Source organism: Stenotrophomonas maltophilia group sp. msm4 (assembly GCF_032025605.1).
GTDB lineage: Bacteria > Pseudomonadota > Gammaproteobacteria > Xanthomonadales > Xanthomonadaceae > Stenotrophomonas > Stenotrophomonas sepilia.
This window is the reverse complement of sequence record NZ_JAVSKK010000004.1, coordinates 90,069-107,991: the sequence shown is the minus strand read 5'-3', so window position 1 is coordinate 107,991 and position 17,923 is coordinate 90,069. Positions and strand designations below refer to the sequence as shown.

Sequence of the window (17,923 nt, the reverse complement as noted above, 5' to 3'; positions counted from 1 at the left end):
GATCAGGCCGCCTGCGAATGCGGATCCTTGCGCTGGCGGTCGTAGTAGCTGGCCGCGCGCAGTTCATGGGTGTCGAAGTCGTCCACGGTGATGGTGTCCAGGGTCAGCGTGCGCAGCTCTTCCAGCAGGCTGCGCTCGTCCTGGGTGATCACGCCCTCGGCCACGGCTTCGTCCAGCTGCGCCTTGAAGTCCAGCGCCTCGATGCCCTTGCTCTTCAGCGCCTTGAGGAACTTGCGCTCCACCGGCTCGGCCATGATCGCCTTGCTCAGGTAACTGTTGATGCGGCCGCCCGGGTTGTTCTCGCACGGGGTCAGGAACACGCCATTGGCGAGACGGTCGCGGGCTTCATTCGGCGCCATCAGCAGGGCGGCGACGCGGCGGCTCAAGCGATCACCCGGAGCCTCGGCACGACGGCCCAACGGGAAGATGAGCGCCCACATCAGCCAGCCGATCGGACGGATCGGGAAGTTGCGCAGCGCGGCCGACAGCGACTCTTCGATCTTGTGCACGCTGTCATGGAAGGCCCAGGCCAGCAGCGGCTGGTCGGCCTGCGGTGCACCTTCGTCGTGGTAGCGCTTGAGCATGGCGCTGGTCATGTAGACATGGCTCAGCACGTCGCCCAGGCGGCCGGACAGCGATTCCTTGAACTTCAGCTTGCCGCCCAGGGTCATCATCGAGATGTCGGCCATCAGCGCCAGGTTGGCCGAGTAACGGTCCAGCTTGCGGAAGTAGCGGCGGGTGTAGGCGTCGCCGGGGGCGGCGCCGAAGCGCGCGCCGGTCAGGCCGAACCAGAACGAACGCACGGCATTGGAGATGCCGAAGCGGATGTGGCCGAACAGGCTGCGGTCGAACTCCTGCAGGCCGGCACGGGTATCCGGATCCTGCGCGGCCTTCATTTCCTTGAGCACCCACGGGTGGCAGAGGATCGCACCCTGGCCGAAGATCAGCAGGCTGCGGGTCATGATGTTGGCGCCTTCCACGGTGATCGCGATCGGCGCGGCCTGCCAGCTGCGGCCGGCGAAGTTGCGCGGCCCCAGGATGATGCCCTTGCCGCCGATCACGTCCATCATGTCCGAGATCACTTCGCGGCTCATGGTGGTGCAGTGGTACTTGGCGATCGCCGACGGCACCGACGGCACGTCACCACGATCGACCGCGGCGGCAGTGGCCTGCGACAGCGCGCTGATCTTGTAGGCCTTGCCGCCGATGCGGGCCAGCGCTTCTTCCACGCCCTCGAAGCGGCCGACCGACAGGCCGAACTGCTTGCGGATGCGTGCATAGGCGCCGGTCACCGCGGCGCCAGCCTTGGCACCGCCGCTGGCGGTGGACGGCAGGGTGATCGAGCGGCCCACGGCCAGGCACTCGTTGAGCATGTTCCAGCCCTTGCCGGCCATGGCTGCGCCACCGATCAGCTGGGTCAGCGGAATGAACACGTCCTTGCCGCGGATCGGACCGTTCTGGAACGTCGAGTTCAGCGGGAAGTGGCGACGGCCGATTTCGACGCCGGCGGTGTCACGCGGCAGCAGGCCCAGGGTGATGCCGATGTCGCGGGTATCGCCGATCAGGCCATCCGGGTCGTACATGCGGAAGGCCAGGCCGATCAGCGAAGCGACCGGGGCCAGGGTGATGTAGCGCTTGTCGAAGGTCAGCTTGACGCCGAGCACCTGCTCGCCGTTCCACTCGCCCTTGCAGACGATGCCGTAGTCCGGGATCGAAGTGGCGTCGGAGCCGGCGAACGGACCGGTCAGGCCGAAGCAGGGCACTTCGCGGCCATCGGCCAGGCGCGGCAGGTACTGGTCCTTCTGTTCCTGGGTGCCGTAATGCACCAGCAGTTCACCCGGGCCCAGCGAGTTGGGCACGCCGACGGTGGAGCTGACCACCGAGGACACCGAGGCCAGCTTCTGGATCACCTTGTGGTGGGCCAGCGCGGAGAAGCCCAGGCCGCCGTACTCCTTCGGGATGATCATGCCGAAGAACTTGTTCTTCTTGATGAAGGCCCACAGCTCCGGCGGCAGGTCGGCGTGGACGTGGGTGATTTCCCAGTCGTTGACCATCGTGCACAGCTCTTCCACCGGGCCATCGAGGAAGGCCTGTTCTTCAGCGGTCAGCTGCGGCTTGGGGTAGTTGAGCAGGATGTTCCAGTCCGGATCACCGGTGAACAGTTCGCCCTCGAAACCGACCGAACCGGTTTCCAGCGCGATGCGCTCGGTCTGCGACAGCGGCGGCAGCACCTTGCGGAACACCTTCATCATCGGGCTGGTCAGCAGCGGCTTGCGGATGAACGGCAGCAGCAGCGGCACGGCGATCACCGCCAGCACCGCCGCAGCGACGATGGTGGCGGTCTGGTTGACGTAGGGAATGAACCAGCAGGCGGCCAGCAGGGCCACGCTGATCAGCGTCCAGGTAACCAGCCGCATGCGGTGGTAGGCGACGAAGGCGCCTGCCAGCAGCAAGGCGAGGAAGGGAAGAACGATGCTCATGAGCGTGCTCCGGTGACGTGCTCGTTTGTGGCGGACGAAGCCGCAGCGTCCGCTGCGGGCAACACGTCCAGATAGTCCAACACAGTAGCGGTAAAGGCGTCGTTGTCATCGCCGGCGACCATGTGGGTCGCTTGCGGCAGCTGTACATGGCGTGCATGCGGCGCCAGCGTCAGGAATTCGGCCACGGTCTGCGGCGTGACCAGGTCGCTGCGGCCCCCGCTGACCAGCAGCAGCGGGCACTTCACCTGGCGTGCGGCCTCGGCCAGTGCGTCCTGGTGCTGTTCGCTGTCGCGGGCCAGCTCGGCCACCAGGCGCGGGTCCCAATGCCAGCGCCAGCGCCCGTGGCCGTCCTCGCGCAGCAGCGCACGCAGCGACTGCTCGGATTTGCGCGGCCGGTGCGGCATGTAGGCCGAGATCACGTCGGCGGCCTGGGTCAGCGAGGCGAAGCCGTCGGGATGGGCGGTCATGAAGGCGAGAATGCGCTCGACACCGGCGGTATCCCAGCGCGGGGTGATGTCGACCAGCACCATGGCCGAGAACAGGCCCGGCCAGCGCGATTCGGCAAGCAGGCCGAACAGGCCACCCATCGAAGCGGCAACCAGCACCGGCGGGCGCGGCTGTTCGCCGGCCAACACGATCAGGTCGTCGGCGAACTGTTCGCCGTGATAGGGCAGATCGGCGCCATTCCAGTCGGAATCGCCATGGCCGCGGGCGTCGTAGGCCAGCGTCTGCAGGCCGGCCGCGTTCAGTGCGCGGGCAGTGGCATTCCAGGCGTGGCGGGTCTGGCCGAAGCCATGGGCCAACAGGACCCGGCCACGCCGGCCATGGTCGCTGACGGTCGCCGCCAGGCGGGCGCCATGGGCGGCGTCCAGGCGCAGGTCATGGAACGCAGCTGGAGTTGGGGACATAACCATACTTGCTAGTATGGAGAGCTTCGAGAGGAAGTCAATACTGCACGGTATGGTGCGTTGCAGAACGCGCGTGGAGGGACCCTTCCGACGGGCCTGCGACGGTTTCGACCGCAACCGCGTACTGCAACGAACCCCGGCGTATGGTTAAATCAGTCCATGAATCAACCTGACGCTTCCGCCGGCGAACCGCGCGCCGGCCGCAACAGCCGCCTGAGTGCCGAAGACTGGGCCCAGGCGGCCCTCGATCTGATTGCTGAACAAGGTGTCGGCGCCGTCGCGGTAGAGCCGCTGGCACGGCGGCTCGGCGTTACCAAGGGCAGTTTCTACTGGCATTTCCCTTCGCGCGATGCATTGCTGCAGGCGGCGCTGGAACGCTGGGAACTGTTCGAACAGGAACAGGTGTTCGGCAGCCTGGAAGACGTACCGGATCCGCGCGTGCGCCTGCGCCAGCTGTTCCAGATGGTGGCGCATGAAGTGCAGCCGCACATCATCTACAGCGAGCTGCTGAAGGCGCTGGATCATCCGATGGTGCGGCCGGTGATCGACCGGGTCTCGCAGCGTCGCCTCGACTATCTGGTCGCCTCGTTCCGCCAGGCCGGCCTCAGCTCGACCGATGCGCGTCATCGCGCACGCCTTGCGTACGCCGCTTATGTCGGCTTCCTGCAGTTGTCGCTGCAGCTGCAGCAGCCCAAGCAGGCGCGCGAGGATTTCGAAGCGTACGTCGAGCATCTGATCGAGACGCTGATTCCGAACGGATGAGCGCCCGGAAATGATCTCGAAGGAAGGCCGCAGCGATGCTGCGGCCTTTTTTGTTGTGCGCTGGCCAGCGCCCGTCCATGGCGCACAAAGAACAACGGCCCCTTTCGGGGCCGTTGCTGCATCAGCTGATCAGGTTCCCGATCAGAACTTCTGCTTGTACTGCATGTACATGAAGCGACCGATGTCGTAGCCACCGTAGTAGGAGTACTGCGAGTTCGGCGCCGAGTACATCTGCGGGCCGTAATGGTCGAACACGTTACGCGCGCCCACGGCGATGGTTGCATTCCACGGTGCGTTCCAGGAGACCTGGACGTCGTGGAAGGTGGTGGCGCCACGGCGGTTCATCGGCTGGTCGCGTGCCGGATCCGGCGAACCGAAGTCCGGCAGGCTGCACTCGGTCGAGAAGTAGCACTGTTCCTTCACGCTGGAGAAGTAGCGCGTACCCCAGGTGATGCCCCAATCGCCGTATTCCCAGCCAAGCACCAGGTTCGAACGCAGGCGGAAGTTGCTGCTGAAGCCGTTGAGGATCGACACCGGCACCTGTTGCGCGTTGGTGGTCTTCAGCACGTTCTTGCTGACGTAGGTGTTCTGCAGGTTGGCGTTGAAGCTGCCCCAGCTGCTGGTTTCGAAGCGATAGGCCACATCGAAGTCGAAGCCTTCGGTTTCCTGGTAACCGGCATTACGTGGTGCGTAGGTCAGGTTGGTCACGATGCCGCGGGTTGCGTCGCGGGTGAACGAGTTGCAGCGGTCGGCGATGCCGAGTACGTAGCAGTCGTTGAGCTGGGTGGTCGGATCGTCGGTGACGATGGTGTTGGTGATCTTGATGTTCCACCAGTCCAGGCTCATGTTCAGGCCCTGGGCGAAGGTCGGGCTCCACACCAGGCCGACGGTCTTGGACTTGGACTTTTCCGGAGTCAGGTTCGGGTTGGAGACGGCGTTGAACGGCACCGGGCTCTGCTCATCCTGACCTTCCGCCGGGACGTAACCCTGCTTCAGCTGGCGGAAATTCGGGGCCAGCGCGCCCAGGGCGGCGGCGCAACGCTGGGCGGTGGCCGGATCGCTGGCAGCCAGGCCGAAATCGGTATCGCACGGATCGGTGAAGTAGGCGAAGGTCTGCGAGCTGCCACCGTACAGATTGTCGATGGTCGGTGCGCGGAAGCCCTCGGCATAGGTGGCACGCACCAGCAGCTGGTCGATCGGCTTCCACTTCAGGCCGAACTTGTTGTTGGTGGTGTTGCCGAAGGTGTTGTACTTCGAGTAGCGCGATGCGGCGTTGAAGCTCAGTTCCTTGGCACCCGGCAGGTCGGCCAGGATCGGAACGTTCAGCTCCAGATACACTTCGTTGACGTTGTAGCCACCACCGGTCGGGCCGGCCGCCAGATCGGTCGAGTAGCCCGACTGTGACAGCGCATCCGGAACGTAGGTGCCCTTGTCTTCGCGGTACTCGTAACCCAGCGCGAAGCCCAGGTCGCCGGCTGGCAGGGTGAACAGGCTGCCGGCGATGTTCGCGTAGTAGGTCTTGGTGGTGACTTCACCGGTGTTCTTGGTGGTCGGGAACAGGAACTGCTGCAGGGCAGGGTTGCCGGTCAGGCCGCCGTCGCCGGTACGGCCGTACGGAATGGCCGGATTCCACGGAATGCAGCCGCCGGGGCCCGGGCCATAGATCGGGTTGGTGCCCGCGGCCAGGCCGGCGGCCGTGCCGCACTCGACGCGGCCGGTGGCCGGATTGAGGAACGACGCTCCGGTGGCCTGGGTGACCGCCAGCATGTTGTAGTTGCCGGTCTGGGTCTGCAGGTTCTCCGAGTTCTGGTAGATGTAGCCGGCTTCCCAGTCGAAGTACTTGTCATTGAACTGGAAGCTGCCCTGCAGGGCGCCAGTGAAGCGGAAGGTGGTCAGCTTGTTGGTCGACAGGCGCGGCACTTCCCAGCCACGACGGATGAAGCCCATGTCGGTGCCGAACGGGTTGTAGTAGCTGTCCTGCGAGAGCACGGTACCCAGCTGACGCTCATAGTCGGCCGACTGCAGCGGATAACCGGCGACCTGGGCCTGCGACTCGCGACGGGTGTACAGCAGGTCGGAGACGAAGCGGATGTTGTCGGTCAGGTCGTACTGTACGTTGGCGAACACCGAACGACGCTTGGTCGGCGTCAGCAGGTGCATCTGCTCGTTGGAGTTGCTGACGTCACCGGTGATCGGGGTGAGGTCGGTCTCGTGATAGGCGTTCGGATCGAACGGATTTCCACCACGGTTCAGCGTCAGCAACGGTGCATTCGGATCATTGACGTCATAGACCGCGCCCCACTGGCTGACCGGGGTCCAGCCGCGGTCCGGGTGGCGATCCGTGCGCTGCGACTTGCTGAACCAGCGATTCTTGGCCCAGACGGCCTTTTCTTCGGCGTATTCCGCACCGATGGTGACCGAACCACGATCACCGGTGAAGCCGGCCACGAAGTCGAAGCTGCTCTTCTGGCCGTCGCCTTCGCCGTACTGGCCGACGTAGGCGTTGGCTTCCAGGCCCTGGAAGTTCTTGCGGGTGATGATGTTGATCACGCCGGCGATCGCGTCGGAGCCGTAGATCGACGAGGCGCCGTCCTTCAGCACGTCGATGCGCTCGACGATGGCCGACGGAATCTGCGACACGTCCTGCAGGCCGCTGACGCTGGCGCCGAGGCGCTTGCCGTCGACCAGCACCAGGGTGCGCTCGGCACCGAGGTTGCGCAGGTCGATGTAGAAGCCACCGACGGCTTCGCCGGAGGACAGCGGCTCGGAACGGCTGATGGCCGGGCTGCCGGCGGCAGAGATGTTCTGCAGGACGTCGGCAACCGTCTTGAAGCCGCTCTTCTCGATCGAAGCGCGGCTGATGCTCAGGACGGGCTGGGCGGTTTCGGTATCGACCTGACGGATGCGCGAACCGGTGACCTCGATACGGTCGAGGTTGGTGGCTTCCTGGGCGTGGGCCGTCGCGGTGGTGGCACCGGCGACAAGCGCGATCACAACTGCGTCACGCAGCTGGCTGGACTTGAGTTTCATTGGCTCTCTCTCTCCAAGAAATCTTGGCTGGGGTTAATGCCCGGCGGGGGAGCGAAAAAAGCGCTCCCAAATCGCGAGGCTGACCCGATAGTAACGGGCGTTCGCCAAGAATTAAAGCTGTGTTAATGAAGTCTGTGATTTTGGTGAAAAAGCTCTTTTCCCAGCCCAATCAACGGGTTGCCGGTATGGTCATGCTGATCTGCCTCGTTTGTTAACACAGAATGATGAAAAAAGTTTCGACTGATATGTATCCCATTATGTCGATACGCTCTACGGTCGATACCGCTCATGCGAGTGCGAGGCAGGCACGCAGATGCAAAAAGGCGCCTTTCGGCGCCTTCGGGAATATCGTTGCTGAACCTGATTGAGGGGATCAGAGATCCTGTTCGTAACGCACGTACGGCACGGTGCCGTCGTCGTTGCTTTCGTTGCGCGGGGAGAATGGATTCTTGCCGCGGCTGATCACGTTCTCGGCGCCGACGGTCAGCTGGCCAGACCACGGGGTACGCCAGGTCAGGCCGATGCCCAGGCCTTCGAACTTGCCGGGCTTCCCCGGCACGTCGACCACGCGGCCGATGATGCTGCCGGTGAAGTTGCCGTAACCGGCACCGATGCTCAGGCTCTTGCTGTCCCAGCGATCGACGATGGCCGGCGAAGCGTCGGCCAGCGGTACCAGGCGTGCCTTGGCGTAGGTACCGGCGATGGAGACGAAGCCTTCGCGGCCAATGTTCTTCTGCGCGAACACGGTCAGATCGTTCTGCTCGGCGCGAAGCGAGGGCGTCTTGTTCGGGCCCGACAACCAGGCGGGCAGGGTTTCACGGCCGGTGCCGGCGGTGATGCCCAAGCGGCTGTTGCCCCGGTTCAACGCGGCGGTACCACTGAAACGACGGCTGTTCAGATCATCCTCGTCGCCCAGGCTGGCCAGCATGCAATGGCTGGCCAGGCCGCTGATGCTGGTGCCGCTGCTGCTGTTGCAGAGCAGGCCCAGCGAATCGCCGGAGGACAGGCCAAAGGCCGCGTCCAGCGAATTGCGGCCGAAATGCCAGCGGGCGCCGGCTGCCTGTTCGCCGGTCGGCTCCAGGTACAGCAGCGCCTCGACCTTGCCGCTGCCCTTGTTCCATACCGGCAACACGGTGCGGGTGTCCTTGCTCTGCGCATGCACGCCCGTGATCGCGCCAAGGGCGATCAGCAGGGCCAGCGGTAGACGCAGGAAGGTACGCATCGGACCAGTTCAGACAGGGACGGACAACGGAAGTTCCCGCGGGGACGGGAACTCGATCCTAGGGTTTTTATGAATTCTTAACAAGCCTTGATCCTCCCCAGGTACAAGACTGCCGTTTACTGAAGTCGTTCAGGCGCCGCCACAGCCCCCTGGGCGCCGTGGAACAGTATGCCGAACTCCGTCAATGGAAAGTGATACTCACGCCCGCAGAATTCGCAACGCACCTCGACGGCGCCGGTGGCCTCGGCGGCCGCGCGGGCTTCGTCCTCGCCCAATGACTGCAGCATGCCAGCCACCCGCTCGCGCGAGCATGAGCAGGCGAAGGACAGCGGCTTGTCGCCCAGCAGTTCCGGCCGCTCCTCGTGGAACAGGCGGTGCAGCAGCTGCTCGGCCGGGGTCGCCAGCAGTTCGGCCTTGCCCAGGGTTTCGAACAGGGCGCTGGCGCGGGCCCAGCCATCTTCGTCGCCTTCGTCGCCCGGCAGCTTCTGCAGCAGCAGACCGGCGGCACCGTTGCGGTCGGCGGCCAGCAGCAGGCGGGTAGGCAGCTGCTCCGACTGGCGGAAGTAGTCCTCGAAGGCCTCGTCCAGTTCCGGCGCAGTCAGCGCGACCAGGCTCTGGTAGCGCTGCGGCTCGCGCGGGTCCAGGCCGGGGTTCTCGATGGTGATGGCGAGGATTGCGTCATCACCGAGGCGGGACAGGTCACGCGGTGCGTCGCCACCCTCGCTGAGCTGGGCGATACCGCGCAGGGTGCCGACGGCGGTGCATTCGGCGAACAGGGTGCGCAGCGCGGTGCTGCTGCGCAGCTGCACCGACAGGCGCCCGTCGATCTTGGTGTGGCCGGTGAACAGCGCCGAGGCGACGCAGGCCTCGCCAAGCAGTTCGGCAGCGGCGTCCGGGTAGGCGGCATGGGACAGGATTTCCTGCCAGGTGGCCTGCAGGTGCACATGCACGCCACGCACGCCGGCGTCGGGGAGCAGGAAACGGATCAGGGAATCGGGGTTGGCGGTCATCGGCTCACATCGCGCGTAAACGGGGGCGGTTGCCGGATAATGCGCCGACAACCAGACAGAAGAAGGATGCACCAGTAATGGGGGCAGCGGGAGAGCAGCACAAGGTAGAGGCCGTGGTCGCCGCGCCGCGCCGGCGACGCTGGCGCTGGAAGCGGCTGCTGTGGCTGCCGGTGCTGCTGGCCGCCTTCAGCTGCCTGCAGGTGCTGGTGCTGCGGTTCATCGACCCGCCGGTGTCCATGGTGATGCTGTGGCGCTATGGCGAGGCGCTGGGCGAGGCCGACTGGTCCTATCGGCTGCATTACCAGTGGCGCGACCTCGGCCAGATGGCACCAAGCCTGCCGATCTCGCTGGTGGCCGCCGAGGACCAGCGCTTCCCCGACCACAACGGCTTCGACCTGCAGGCCATCGAAAAGGCGCGCGACCACAACGCCAGGGGCGGGCGCCTGCGCGGCGCCAGCACGATCAGCCAGCAGGTGGCCAAGAACCTGTTCCTGTGGCAGGGCCGCAGCTGGATCCGCAAGGGCCTGGAAGTCTGGTACACGGTGCTGATCGAGGCGCTGTGGCCAAAGGAGCGGATCCTGGAGATGTACGCCAACATTGCCGAATTCGGTGATGGCGTGTATGGCGCGCAAGCGGCAGCGCAGAAATTCTGGGGCAAGGACGCGGCCCGGCTGAGTCCGGCCGAGAGCGCGCGCCTGGCCGCGGTGTTGCCGGCACCGCGTCGCTACAACGCGGCAAAACCTGGGCCGTATGTGCAGCGGCGGGCCGCGTGGATCCAACGCCAGGCGCGCCAGCTGGGTGGTGCGTCCTATCTGTCGGAGGACTGAGCCCGGCGCTGCAATTGGCAGGCGACGGGCCGGGCGCGTGCCGGCAACGTATAATCCGGGCATGACCCGCGAACGGCTTACCTTCGTCATCGCCGCCTACAACGAGGCCCTGGCACTGCCGCTGCTGCATCCACGGCTGTGCGCGGTGCTCGACGGCATGCCCGACATCGACGGTCACATCCTCTATGTGGACGACGGCAGCCATGACGGTACCTGGGACGTGATCGCCGGGCTGGCCCAGGCCGATGCACGCGTATCGGCGCTGAAGCTGTCGCGCAACTTCGGCAAGGAAGCGGCGCTGACCGCCGGCCTGGATCTGGTGCACGAGGGTGCGGCGATGATCCTCGATGCCGATGGCCAGGACCCGCCGGAGCTGGTGCCGCAGTTCGTTGCGCGCTGGCGCGAAGGGCATGACAACGTCTACGGCACGCGCATGGCCCGCGATGGCGAGGCCTGGATCAAGCGCGCCACGGCAGCGATGTTCTATCGGGTGATGGGCCGCCTGTCGCGGACACCGATTCCGGCCGATACCGGGGACTTCCGCCTGCTGTCACCGCGCGCGCTGAACGCCCTGCGCGGGATGCGCGAGCGCCACCGCTTCATGAAGGGACTTTTCAGCTGGGTGGGATTCAAGCGGATCGCCGTGACCTACCACCGCCACGCGCGTGTGGCCGGCACCAGCAAGTTCAGCCTGTGGCGGCTGTGGAATTTCGCCCTCGAAGGCATCACCGGGTTCTCGACCGTGCCGTTGCGGGCGGCGACCTACCTCGGGCTGGCAACCGCGGCCGTCGCTTTCGTGTTCGGCCTGTGGGTGATCGTGAAGGCGGCGCTGTATGGCGACCGGGTGGCGGGCTGGCCGACGATGATGGCGGTGATCCTGTTTCTGGGCGGCGTGCAGCTGATCGCGCTTGGCCTGATCGGCGAGTACCTGGGGCGGCTGTACGAGGAGTCCAAGCAGCGGCCGTTGTACCTGGTTGACGCCTGGCTAGCATCGTCCGTGGCAGACTCGGTCCCGCAACCCACCCTGGGAGGGCAGGCAGATGACCACGGTACGGCAACTGTTGGACGGCAAGTCTCCTGAAGTACATGCGGTCGCGCCGGATGCGGCGGTGATCGATGCGATCCGGTTGATGGCGGAAAAGGGCATCGGTGCGGTGCTGGTGATGGACGGCCCGCGGCTGGTGGGAATCCTGTCCGAGCGTGATTACGCGCGCAAGATCGTGTTGCGTGATCGCTCTTCGCGCGATACGGCGGTGGCAGAGATCATGACGTCGCAGGTGGTGACGGTGTCGCCGGGCGAGCAGGTGGAGCATTGCCTGCAGTTGGTGACCGATTATCGCATCCGCCATCTGCCGGTCGTGGAGGGCGCGCAGGTGCTGGGGGTGATCTCCATCGGCGACCTGGTGAAGTCGGTGATCGATGCGCAGCGGCGGGAGCTGGATCAACTGCAGCAGTACATCGTTGCCGGGTGAGGGTGTCGCTGGCGGGCCTGCGGCCCGCCGGCCCGCTTTTCGAAGCTCAAAGCCACAGCCAAAGCCAAAGCAGCGCCTTCCTGATACGTTGCGAGGCGGAGGGTGCGGCTGGGCAGGACACGCCGTAAACCCATCCATGGGGGCTCGATCGGCGCATCCATGCGCCTCACGGTCCTGCCCAGCCGCACCCTCCGCCTCTGGACACGTTCCTGTGAGTGCGGTGCGCACATGCGCGATGGCTCGCTTTTGGTAGCCGCCAACCTTGGTTGGCAACAGCTTTTGACTTTGCTTTCTTCTTTTGACTTTGAATTTCGCTCTAGTTCCGCGCGCGCAGGAAACTGTCCGGAGCCGGAGCAAGGCGGCAGGCAGGACCGTGAGGCGCATGGATGCGCCGACCGAGCCTACAGGGACGTATTTACGGCGTGTCCTGCCTGTCGCCCTGCTCCGGCTCTACGCGCGGGAAAAGAGGCGCCGCGAACAACGCTGTAAACCTACTTCGCATACTGCCCACCGCAGTCGGCATCCTTGCCCGGCCCCAGCTCGATCGTCGCCAGCAGCGCCGCCGGCGGGGCGATGCTGCCCAGTGCCAGGGCCACCGCACCGCGGATGCCCAGCGCTTTGAAGTCGGGGCGGAACGACGGGTCCTTGAACGTGCCGGCAACGTGCAGCGGCGAGCGCAGTACCTGGATGCTCCTGTCCTTGGGGCGCGGCTTCAACAGCAGGTCCAGGGTTTCGTCGCGCAGGCTGACGGTGCCTTCGCCGATGAGGATCGTGTCGGTGGTGTCCACCGCCAGTGCCTGGCTGGTCATCAGGCCGTCGCGCACACCGAAGTCGGCGAAGGCGCAGCGCAGGGGAATCTGCTTGTCGCCGGTCACCAGGAACTTCAGCGATTCGGTGATATCCAGGCCGGCCAGCTCCATCACCAGGTTGCCGACGTGGCCAGGACCCATCGCCAGGCCGACCTTGCCGCTGCTGCTGCCGAGCATCGCGGCGATCGAATTGCCGCGGCCACTCAGGTCCACCTCACCGCCGATGCCGCCCTTGGCCTGTTCGGCCAGCTTGGCATCGGGGAACAGCTGGCCCAGCTGAACGCCGCGCACGCTCGCCTTCAGCGCAGTGCTGATCTGCGGCTGGCGTGCGTCCATGCGGATGGTGCTGCGGATATCGCCGCCGGCGACGCCGAAGTTCAGCGGGGCCAGCCGCAGCACCCCGTCATCCAGCAGCAGATGGGCGTCCATGTCGTCCAATGGCAATGACGGTGCGTTGATGCGGTGGGCCTTCCAGCGCACATCGGCATCCATCGCACGCAGCTTGCCGAGGTTGTAGGGCGTGTCCGGAAGCACGCGCGCGCGCGCGGCCACCCGTGCGGCCTCGGCCTTCTGCTCCGCATTGGCGGTTTCGCCGCCGCCGGTCTTCGGCGGCGCGCCGACGAAGCCGGCCAGGTCATCGAAGTCCAGGCGCTTGGATTCCAGCGTCGCGGTCAGCCGCGGACGGTCGCGGCCCACCTCGAACTGAAGACTGCCACCGAGGTCGCTGTCGCCCACCTTGCCGGTGAAACCGTCGTAACGCCAGACGTCGTGGTCGCGCTTCAGGCGTCCGTTCAGCGCGTAGGGCGGGGACGGCGGAATGGCGATGCCGAGCAATGGGTAGAGATCGGCCAGGTCCTGGCCACTGAGTGCGAACTGCAGGTCGAACACGCGCAGCTGGAACGGATTGGTCAGCGTGCCGCTGGCCACCGCGTGGGTGGCGCCGGCGCGGCCGTCGAGGTGGATGCGGAACGGGTGGTCGCTGTTGGTCAGTTCCAGCGGCGATTCGGTTCCGCCCTGCAGGGTGAACGCATTGCCCTGCCAGTGGCCCTTGCCCTGCACCAGCAGCGGCGGCGAGGCATCTGCCTGCTTCGGCTGGCCGCTGCGCACGCCCACGCGGATGTCGGTACGGCCCGGTGCGTCGAGGAACTGCAGCCGGCCGTCGTCGACGCGCAGGCGCTTGAGCTGCGGGCTGGTGCCGCCAGCGCTGTCACCGAGGAAGTCCCAGTTGCCCGGCTCGCCCTGGCGTGGGGCGGTTTCCAGCAGCACGTCCGGTCGGGTCAGGCGCACTTCCGGCAGCTGCACGCTGCCGCGCAGCAGGGGCCACACGCGCACGTCGATCTCGACGCGGTCGGCCGTGGCCATGTTCGGCTGCTTCGCCCAACCGGCATTGGCGAAGGTGATCGCATCGGCACGGATGGTGCTGGTCCGGCCGAGGTCGACATCCAGATGGCCGATGTGCAGTGCACGACCGGTACGGGCCTGCACGGCGCGCTCGACAGGGCCTTTGAACCAGTTCCAGTCCCACAGTGCGATCAGTACCAGGATCGCCGCGAGCAGGAAGATCAGCAGCGTCAACCAGCGCCGGCCTCGCGGGCCGAGGCGGCCCAGGCGCCAGCGGTTCGTGCGCTTTGTGGCAGGGGAGGCGGCGGCATTCACGCTGCCATGGTTGCCCCCTCATCGTGGACGGGGCGCGAAGCGTCCATGTGCGCGGCGTGCACGCGCCACGCACGGGCCGGTGCTACAGCACCTGCATGGTGACCGCGACGAAGTGGCAGACGCTGCCACCGATGACGAACAGGTGCCAGATCGCATGCGAATAGGGAATCGATTCGCGGTGGTAGAAATAGGTGCCCAGCGTGTAGGACAGGCCGCCGGCCAGCAGCCAGCCCAGCGTCCAGCCGTCGATCGAGGCCAGCATCGGCTTGACCGCCACGATCACCAGCCAGCCCATGGCCACGTAGATGGCAGTGGACAGGCGCTTGAAGCGACCGGTGTAGAACAGCTTGAACACCACGCCGGCCAGGGCCAGGGTCCAGATCGCGGCGAACAGGCCCCAGCCCCACGGGCCGCGCAGGCCGATCAGGGTGAATGGGGTATAGGTGCCGGCGATCAGTACGTAGATCGCACAGTGGTCGAACACTTTGAGCCGGCCCTTGGCGACCGGGTGCTGGATGGCGTGGTACAGGGTGGACGCGGTGTACAGCAGCAGCAGCGCGATGCCGAACACGATGGCGCCGGCCAGCTGCCAGCCATCGCTGTAGATCGCGGCCAGGGTGATCAGCACCGCACCGGCGCCCAGGGCGAGCACGGCACCGAGGCCGTGGGTCAGGGCGCTGGCGATTTCTTCGCGGATCGAAGCAACGGAAGTCGTGGACATGGCGTAGGCATCGTTCGCGGGGAGGGGGACCCGCACCCCTCTATCATCGCCGCGATGGGCGGCACGTGCACGCCCGTCACCGTATGGTGGGTGAATCCCTGCGTTGCGACGGCGGGGTCAGAGCCCTTTCCTTGCGGAAAGGGATCCGACCCCGTGGCATCAGCCTGCCGAAACGGTGTGCGCCGCTTCGCGTGTGGCCGAGAAACGCACATCCGGCGAGCGTTCCTGGGCCAGCTGCAGGTTGACCCGGGTCGGAGCGAGGTAGACCAGGTGACCGGCCGCATCCAGCGCCAGGTTGAGCGCATTCTTCTCGCGGAACTCTTCCAGCTTCTTCTCGTTGCTGCAGTGGACCCAGCGCGCAGTGGTCACGCTGACCGGCTCGAAGGTGGCTTCCACACCGTACTCGTCCTTCAGGCGGTAGGCCGCCACGTCGAACTGCAGCACGCCGACGGCACCCAGGATCAGGTCGTTGCTGGTCAGCGGGCGGAAGAACTGGGTCGCGCCTTCCTCGGACAGCTGGGCCAGGCCCTTCTGCAGCTGCTTGAGCTTGAGCGGATCACGCAGGCGTGCGCGGCGGAACAGTTCCGGGGCGAAGTTGGGAATGCCGGTGAAGGTCACCGCTTCGCCTTCGGTGAAGGTATCGCCGATGGAGATGGTGCCGTGGTTGTGGATGCCGATCACGTCGCCGGGCCACGCTTCGGCCGCGATCTCGCGGTCGCTGGCCATGAAGGTCAGCGCGTTGGCCAGCTTCATTTCCTTGCCGGTGCGCACGTGGAAGGTCTTCATGCCGGCGCTGAAACGGCCCGAACAGACCCGCATGAATGCCACGCGGTCACGGTGCTGCGGGTCCATGTTGGCCTGGATCTTGAACACGAAGCCGGTCAGCTTGTTCTCTTCCGGTGCGATTTCGCGGCCGGTGGTGGTTCGCGCCTGCGGCGACGGCGCATGCTCGACGAAGAAGTCCAGCAGCGGCTGCACGCCGAAGTTGTTCACGCCCGAGCCGAAGAACACCGGGGTCTGCTTGCCGGCGCGGTAAGCGTCCAGATCGAACGGATGGCTGGCGCCCTGCACCAGTTCCAGTTCGTCGCGCAGGTCGGCCAGCATCTGCGCACCGATCTTCTCGGCCAGGCCGGGCGCATCGATGGATGGGAAGATGGTCGAGTCCTGGCGGGTGAAGTTGCGACCCGGTTCGTACAGGTGCACTTCGCCGGTCAGCAGGTGAACCACGCCCTTCAGGCGCTGGCCCATGCCGATCGGCCAGGTGACCGGCGCGCACTGGATGCCGAGCACGGTCTCCACTTCATCCAGCAGCTCGATCGGGTCCTTGCCCTCGCGGTCGAGCTTGTTGATGAAGGTCATGATCGGGGTGTCGCGCAGGCGGCACACCTCCATCAGCTTGATGGTGCGCTCTTCCACGCCCTTGGCCACGTCGATCACCATCAGCGCCGAGTCCACTGCGGTCAGCACGCGGTAGGTGTCCTCGCCGAAGTCGGCGTGACCAGGGGTGTCAAGCAGGTTGACGATCTTGCCTTCGTACGGGAACTGCATCACCGAGGAGGTGACGGAGATGCCGCGCTCCTTTTCCAGCGCCATCCAGTCGGAGGTGGCGTGGCGGGCGGCCTTGCGGCCCTTGACCGAACCGGCCATCTGGATCGCGCCTCCGAACAGCAGCAGCTTTTCGGTCAGCGTGGTCTTGCCGGCGTCAGGGTGGGAAATGATGGCGAAGGTGCGGCGACGCGACGCTTCGTTGGCGACTTCGGACATGGCAGTGGCGCCCGCCCGGGGCGCTTTTCAAAGAGATAAGCGCCCGATTATACCGGCCGGGGCCGGTCAGCGCCCGATACCGCCGTCGGCCTCGCTGTGGCGGGCGAACTGCAGCTGGCCCTGCCCGGCGAAGATGCGCACCGGCACCGAGCGCAGGCCCATGCCGCGGTTGACCTGCACCACGAAGTGCAGGTGCGGCGCAGTGCTGTAGCCGCTGTTGCCGGACAGGCCGATCGGTTGCCCGGCTCCCACCGCTTGGCCGCGGCGCACGCGCATGCCGCCGGCCTGGAGGTGGCCGTACAGGGCCATGCTGCCGTCGCTGTGCAGCACGCGGATGAAATTGGCACGGGCACCATCGCGCTCGCGGTCCTGGCCGTTGCCACGGAAGCCATCCTGGATCTGCATCACCGTGCCCTCGCGCGCGGCCAGCACCAGGGTGCCCTCCGGCAGTGCGAAGTCGACCGCGTCGCGGTTCTCCTCGTCGTCATGGCTGAATCGCCCCTGCGGTGCCTGGTCCACACGCAGGCGGGTCGCATCGAACGGCAGGCGATAGCCGACATCTTCGGCCTGTGCGGCCGGGTTGCCCGGCACCGACTGCAGGCGCAGATCCAGCATGCGGCCATCGATCGGGGCGGGCAGGTGGCCGACCACCAGGCTGCTGTCGCCCTGGATCAGCGACTCGACCGGGAGGCCTTCGACCGGGTGTCCGGGGGCGGCGCGCAGCTGGATCTGCAGCGGCCCTGCCAGCCCGTTGTCGATCCGCGCCTGCCATTGCGTACCGACCGGCTGCAGGCGCAACCGGGCCATGGGGACGGCGCCCTCGGCACTGCCTGCGCGGGTGGCAGGGGCGGAAGGGGGAGCCAGTCCCCAGCCCTGGCGCCAGTCGCCGGCGTATGCGGTCGCGCTCGCCAGCAGAGGCAACAGCAGGCAGGACAGGGGCAGGCGCGGCATCGGCGTTTTCAGCAAGAGGACCGCCGGGACTGTACCCGATCCTGAACGGGGCGACCGGGACGGCCCTCGCAGAGTGATCCTGGAAATATCTATCGCTTTATCCGCATGAAGGGATTGACAGTGCCGGAAAGGGCTGGCATCGTGGCTCCACCATCGAGACCGGCAGAGGGACAGGCCCTTTGAAGCCGGGGCAGCCCGCAGGCGCGCAAGCGTCTGCGTAGGTGCCAAATCCTGCGGGGACCGTGGCGTCCACCGAAAGATGGTTCGAACCATGCACCCCACGTGCATATCGAACGCGGGCCCGCGAAGGC

The 17,923-nt window shown here is 66.1% G+C and carries 13 protein-coding genes and 1 riboswitch; of the genes, 4 read left to right on the top strand and 9 right to left on the bottom strand.

All coding sequences use genetic code 11. The features are described from left to right. Positions 1-2: 2 nt before the first annotated feature. Positions 3-2,480: an acyl-CoA dehydrogenase gene (locus ROV93_RS18845; RefSeq protein WP_072168562.1), complete on the bottom strand. Its 2,478-nt coding sequence runs from the start codon at positions 2,478-2,480 to the stop codon at positions 3-5. Further along, entirely contained in the window at positions 2,477-3,394 is a 918-nt protein-coding gene (locus ROV93_RS18840) for an alpha/beta hydrolase (protein WP_180890567.1), read from the bottom strand. The genes ROV93_RS18845 and ROV93_RS18840 overlap by 4 nt, the downstream gene beginning before the upstream one ends. A gap of 153 nt (positions 3,395-3,547) precedes the next feature. Here ROV93_RS18840 and ROV93_RS18835 point away from each other — a divergent pair, with 153 nt between their 5' ends. Beyond that, positions 3,548-4,150: a TetR/AcrR family transcriptional regulator gene (locus tag ROV93_RS18835; RefSeq protein WP_005418411.1), complete on the top strand. Its 603-nt coding sequence runs from the start codon at positions 3,548-3,550 to the stop codon at positions 4,148-4,150. 141 nt (positions 4,151-4,291) lie between these two features. Here ROV93_RS18835 and ROV93_RS18830 read toward each other — a convergent pair whose 3' ends face one another. The 3 genes from ROV93_RS18830 to ROV93_RS18820 form a co-directional block, all read right to left on the bottom strand. Further along, entirely contained in the window at positions 4,292-7,180 is a 2,889-nt protein-coding gene (locus ROV93_RS18830; protein WP_053496147.1) for a TonB-dependent receptor, read from the bottom strand. A gap of 373 nt (positions 7,181-7,553) precedes the next feature. Then, positions 7,554-8,402: a hypothetical protein gene (locus ROV93_RS18825; RefSeq protein WP_061478882.1), complete on the bottom strand. Its 849-nt coding sequence runs from the start codon at positions 8,400-8,402 to the stop codon at positions 7,554-7,556. A 116-nt stretch (positions 8,403-8,518) separates the two neighbouring features. Then, on the bottom strand, positions 8,519-9,412 hold the full coding sequence (locus ROV93_RS18820) for an Hsp33 family molecular chaperone HslO (protein WP_072168563.1): 894 nt from the start codon (positions 9,410-9,412) through the stop codon (positions 8,519-8,521). 77 nt (positions 9,413-9,489) lie between these two features. Between ROV93_RS18820 and mtgA the strand changes: the two genes are divergently transcribed. The 3 genes from mtgA (at position 9,490) to ROV93_RS18805 (ending at position 11,711) form a co-directional block, all read left to right on the top strand. After that, the gene (gene mtgA, locus ROV93_RS18815; RefSeq protein ID WP_072168564.1) at positions 9,490-10,239 is read left to right on the top strand and encodes a monofunctional biosynthetic peptidoglycan transglycosylase; all 750 of its coding nucleotides are present in this window, start codon (positions 9,490-9,492) and stop codon (positions 10,237-10,239) included. Between the two features lie 61 nt (positions 10,240-10,300). Beyond that, a complete protein-coding gene (locus ROV93_RS18810; protein WP_072168565.1) occupies positions 10,301-11,320 on the top strand; it encodes a glycosyltransferase family 2 protein in 1,020 nt (339 codons plus the stop codon). Next, positions 11,280-11,711, top strand: a complete 432-nt coding sequence (locus ROV93_RS18805) for a CBS domain-containing protein (protein WP_005418405.1) — start codon at positions 11,280-11,282, stop codon at positions 11,709-11,711. Before ROV93_RS18810 ends, ROV93_RS18805 begins: the two co-directional genes overlap by 41 nt. 491 nt (positions 11,712-12,202) lie before the next feature. On the opposite strand, the gene ROV93_RS18800 is transcribed toward ROV93_RS18805, so the two are convergent. The 4 genes from ROV93_RS18800 to ROV93_RS18785 form a co-directional block, all read right to left on the bottom strand. Next, positions 12,203-14,176 (bottom strand): AsmA family protein, encoded by a 1,974-nt coding sequence (locus tag ROV93_RS18800; protein ID WP_312540789.1) that lies wholly within the window; start codon positions 14,174-14,176, stop codon positions 12,203-12,205. 82 nt (positions 14,177-14,258) lie between these two features. Further along, a complete protein-coding gene (locus ROV93_RS18795) occupies positions 14,259-14,897 on the bottom strand; it encodes a hemolysin III family protein (RefSeq protein WP_005418403.1) in 639 nt (212 codons plus the stop codon). Between the two features lie 159 nt (positions 14,898-15,056). Further along, positions 15,057-16,661: a peptide chain release factor 3 gene (locus tag ROV93_RS18790; protein WP_049415910.1), complete on the bottom strand. Its 1,605-nt coding sequence runs from the start codon at positions 16,659-16,661 to the stop codon at positions 15,057-15,059. 66 nt (positions 16,662-16,727) lie between these two features. Next, positions 16,728-17,612, bottom strand: coding sequence for a M23 family metallopeptidase (locus ROV93_RS18785; RefSeq protein WP_088496802.1), 885 nt, complete (start codon positions 17,610-17,612; stop codon positions 16,728-16,730). A 147-nt stretch (positions 17,613-17,759) separates the two neighbouring features. Next, positions 17,760-17,878, top strand: a riboswitch (SAM riboswitch). Positions 17,879-17,923 lie beyond the last annotated feature (45 nt).

Bases quoted from the DNA above. Each gene is read 5' to 3' on its own strand.
- ROV93_RS18845 (WP_072168562.1), bottom strand. From the start codon at position 2,480: ATGAGCATCGTTCTTCCCTTCCTCGCCTTGCTGCTGGCAGGCGCCTTC.
- ROV93_RS18840 (WP_180890567.1), bottom strand. From the start codon at position 3,394: ATGGTTATGTCCCCAACTCCAGCTGCGTTCCATGACCTGCGCCTGGAC.
- ROV93_RS18835 (WP_005418411.1), top strand. From the start codon at position 3,548: ATGAATCAACCTGACGCTTCCGCCGGCGAACCGCGCGCCGGCCGCAAC.
- ROV93_RS18830 (WP_053496147.1), bottom strand. From the start codon at position 7,180: ATGAAACTCAAGTCCAGCCAGCTGCGTGACGCAGTTGTGATCGCGCTT.
- ROV93_RS18825 (WP_061478882.1), bottom strand. From the start codon at position 8,402: ATGCGTACCTTCCTGCGTCTACCGCTGGCCCTGCTGATCGCCCTTGGC.
- ROV93_RS18820 (WP_072168563.1), bottom strand. From the start codon at position 9,412: ATGACCGCCAACCCCGATTCCCTGATCCGTTTCCTGCTCCCCGACGCC.
- mtgA (WP_072168564.1), top strand. From the start codon at position 9,490: ATGGGGGCAGCGGGAGAGCAGCACAAGGTAGAGGCCGTGGTCGCCGCG.
- ROV93_RS18810 (WP_072168565.1), top strand. From the start codon at position 10,301: ATGACCCGCGAACGGCTTACCTTCGTCATCGCCGCCTACAACGAGGCC.
- ROV93_RS18805 (WP_005418405.1), top strand. From the start codon at position 11,280: ATGACCACGGTACGGCAACTGTTGGACGGCAAGTCTCCTGAAGTACAT.
- ROV93_RS18795 (WP_005418403.1), bottom strand. From the start codon at position 14,897: ATGTCCACGACTTCCGTTGCTTCGATCCGCGAAGAAATCGCCAGCGCC.
- ROV93_RS18790 (WP_049415910.1), bottom strand. From the start codon at position 16,661: ATGTCCGAAGTCGCCAACGAAGCGTCGCGTCGCCGCACCTTCGCCATC.
- ROV93_RS18785 (WP_088496802.1), bottom strand. From the start codon at position 17,612: ATGCCGCGCCTGCCCCTGTCCTGCCTGCTGTTGCCTCTGCTGGCGAGC.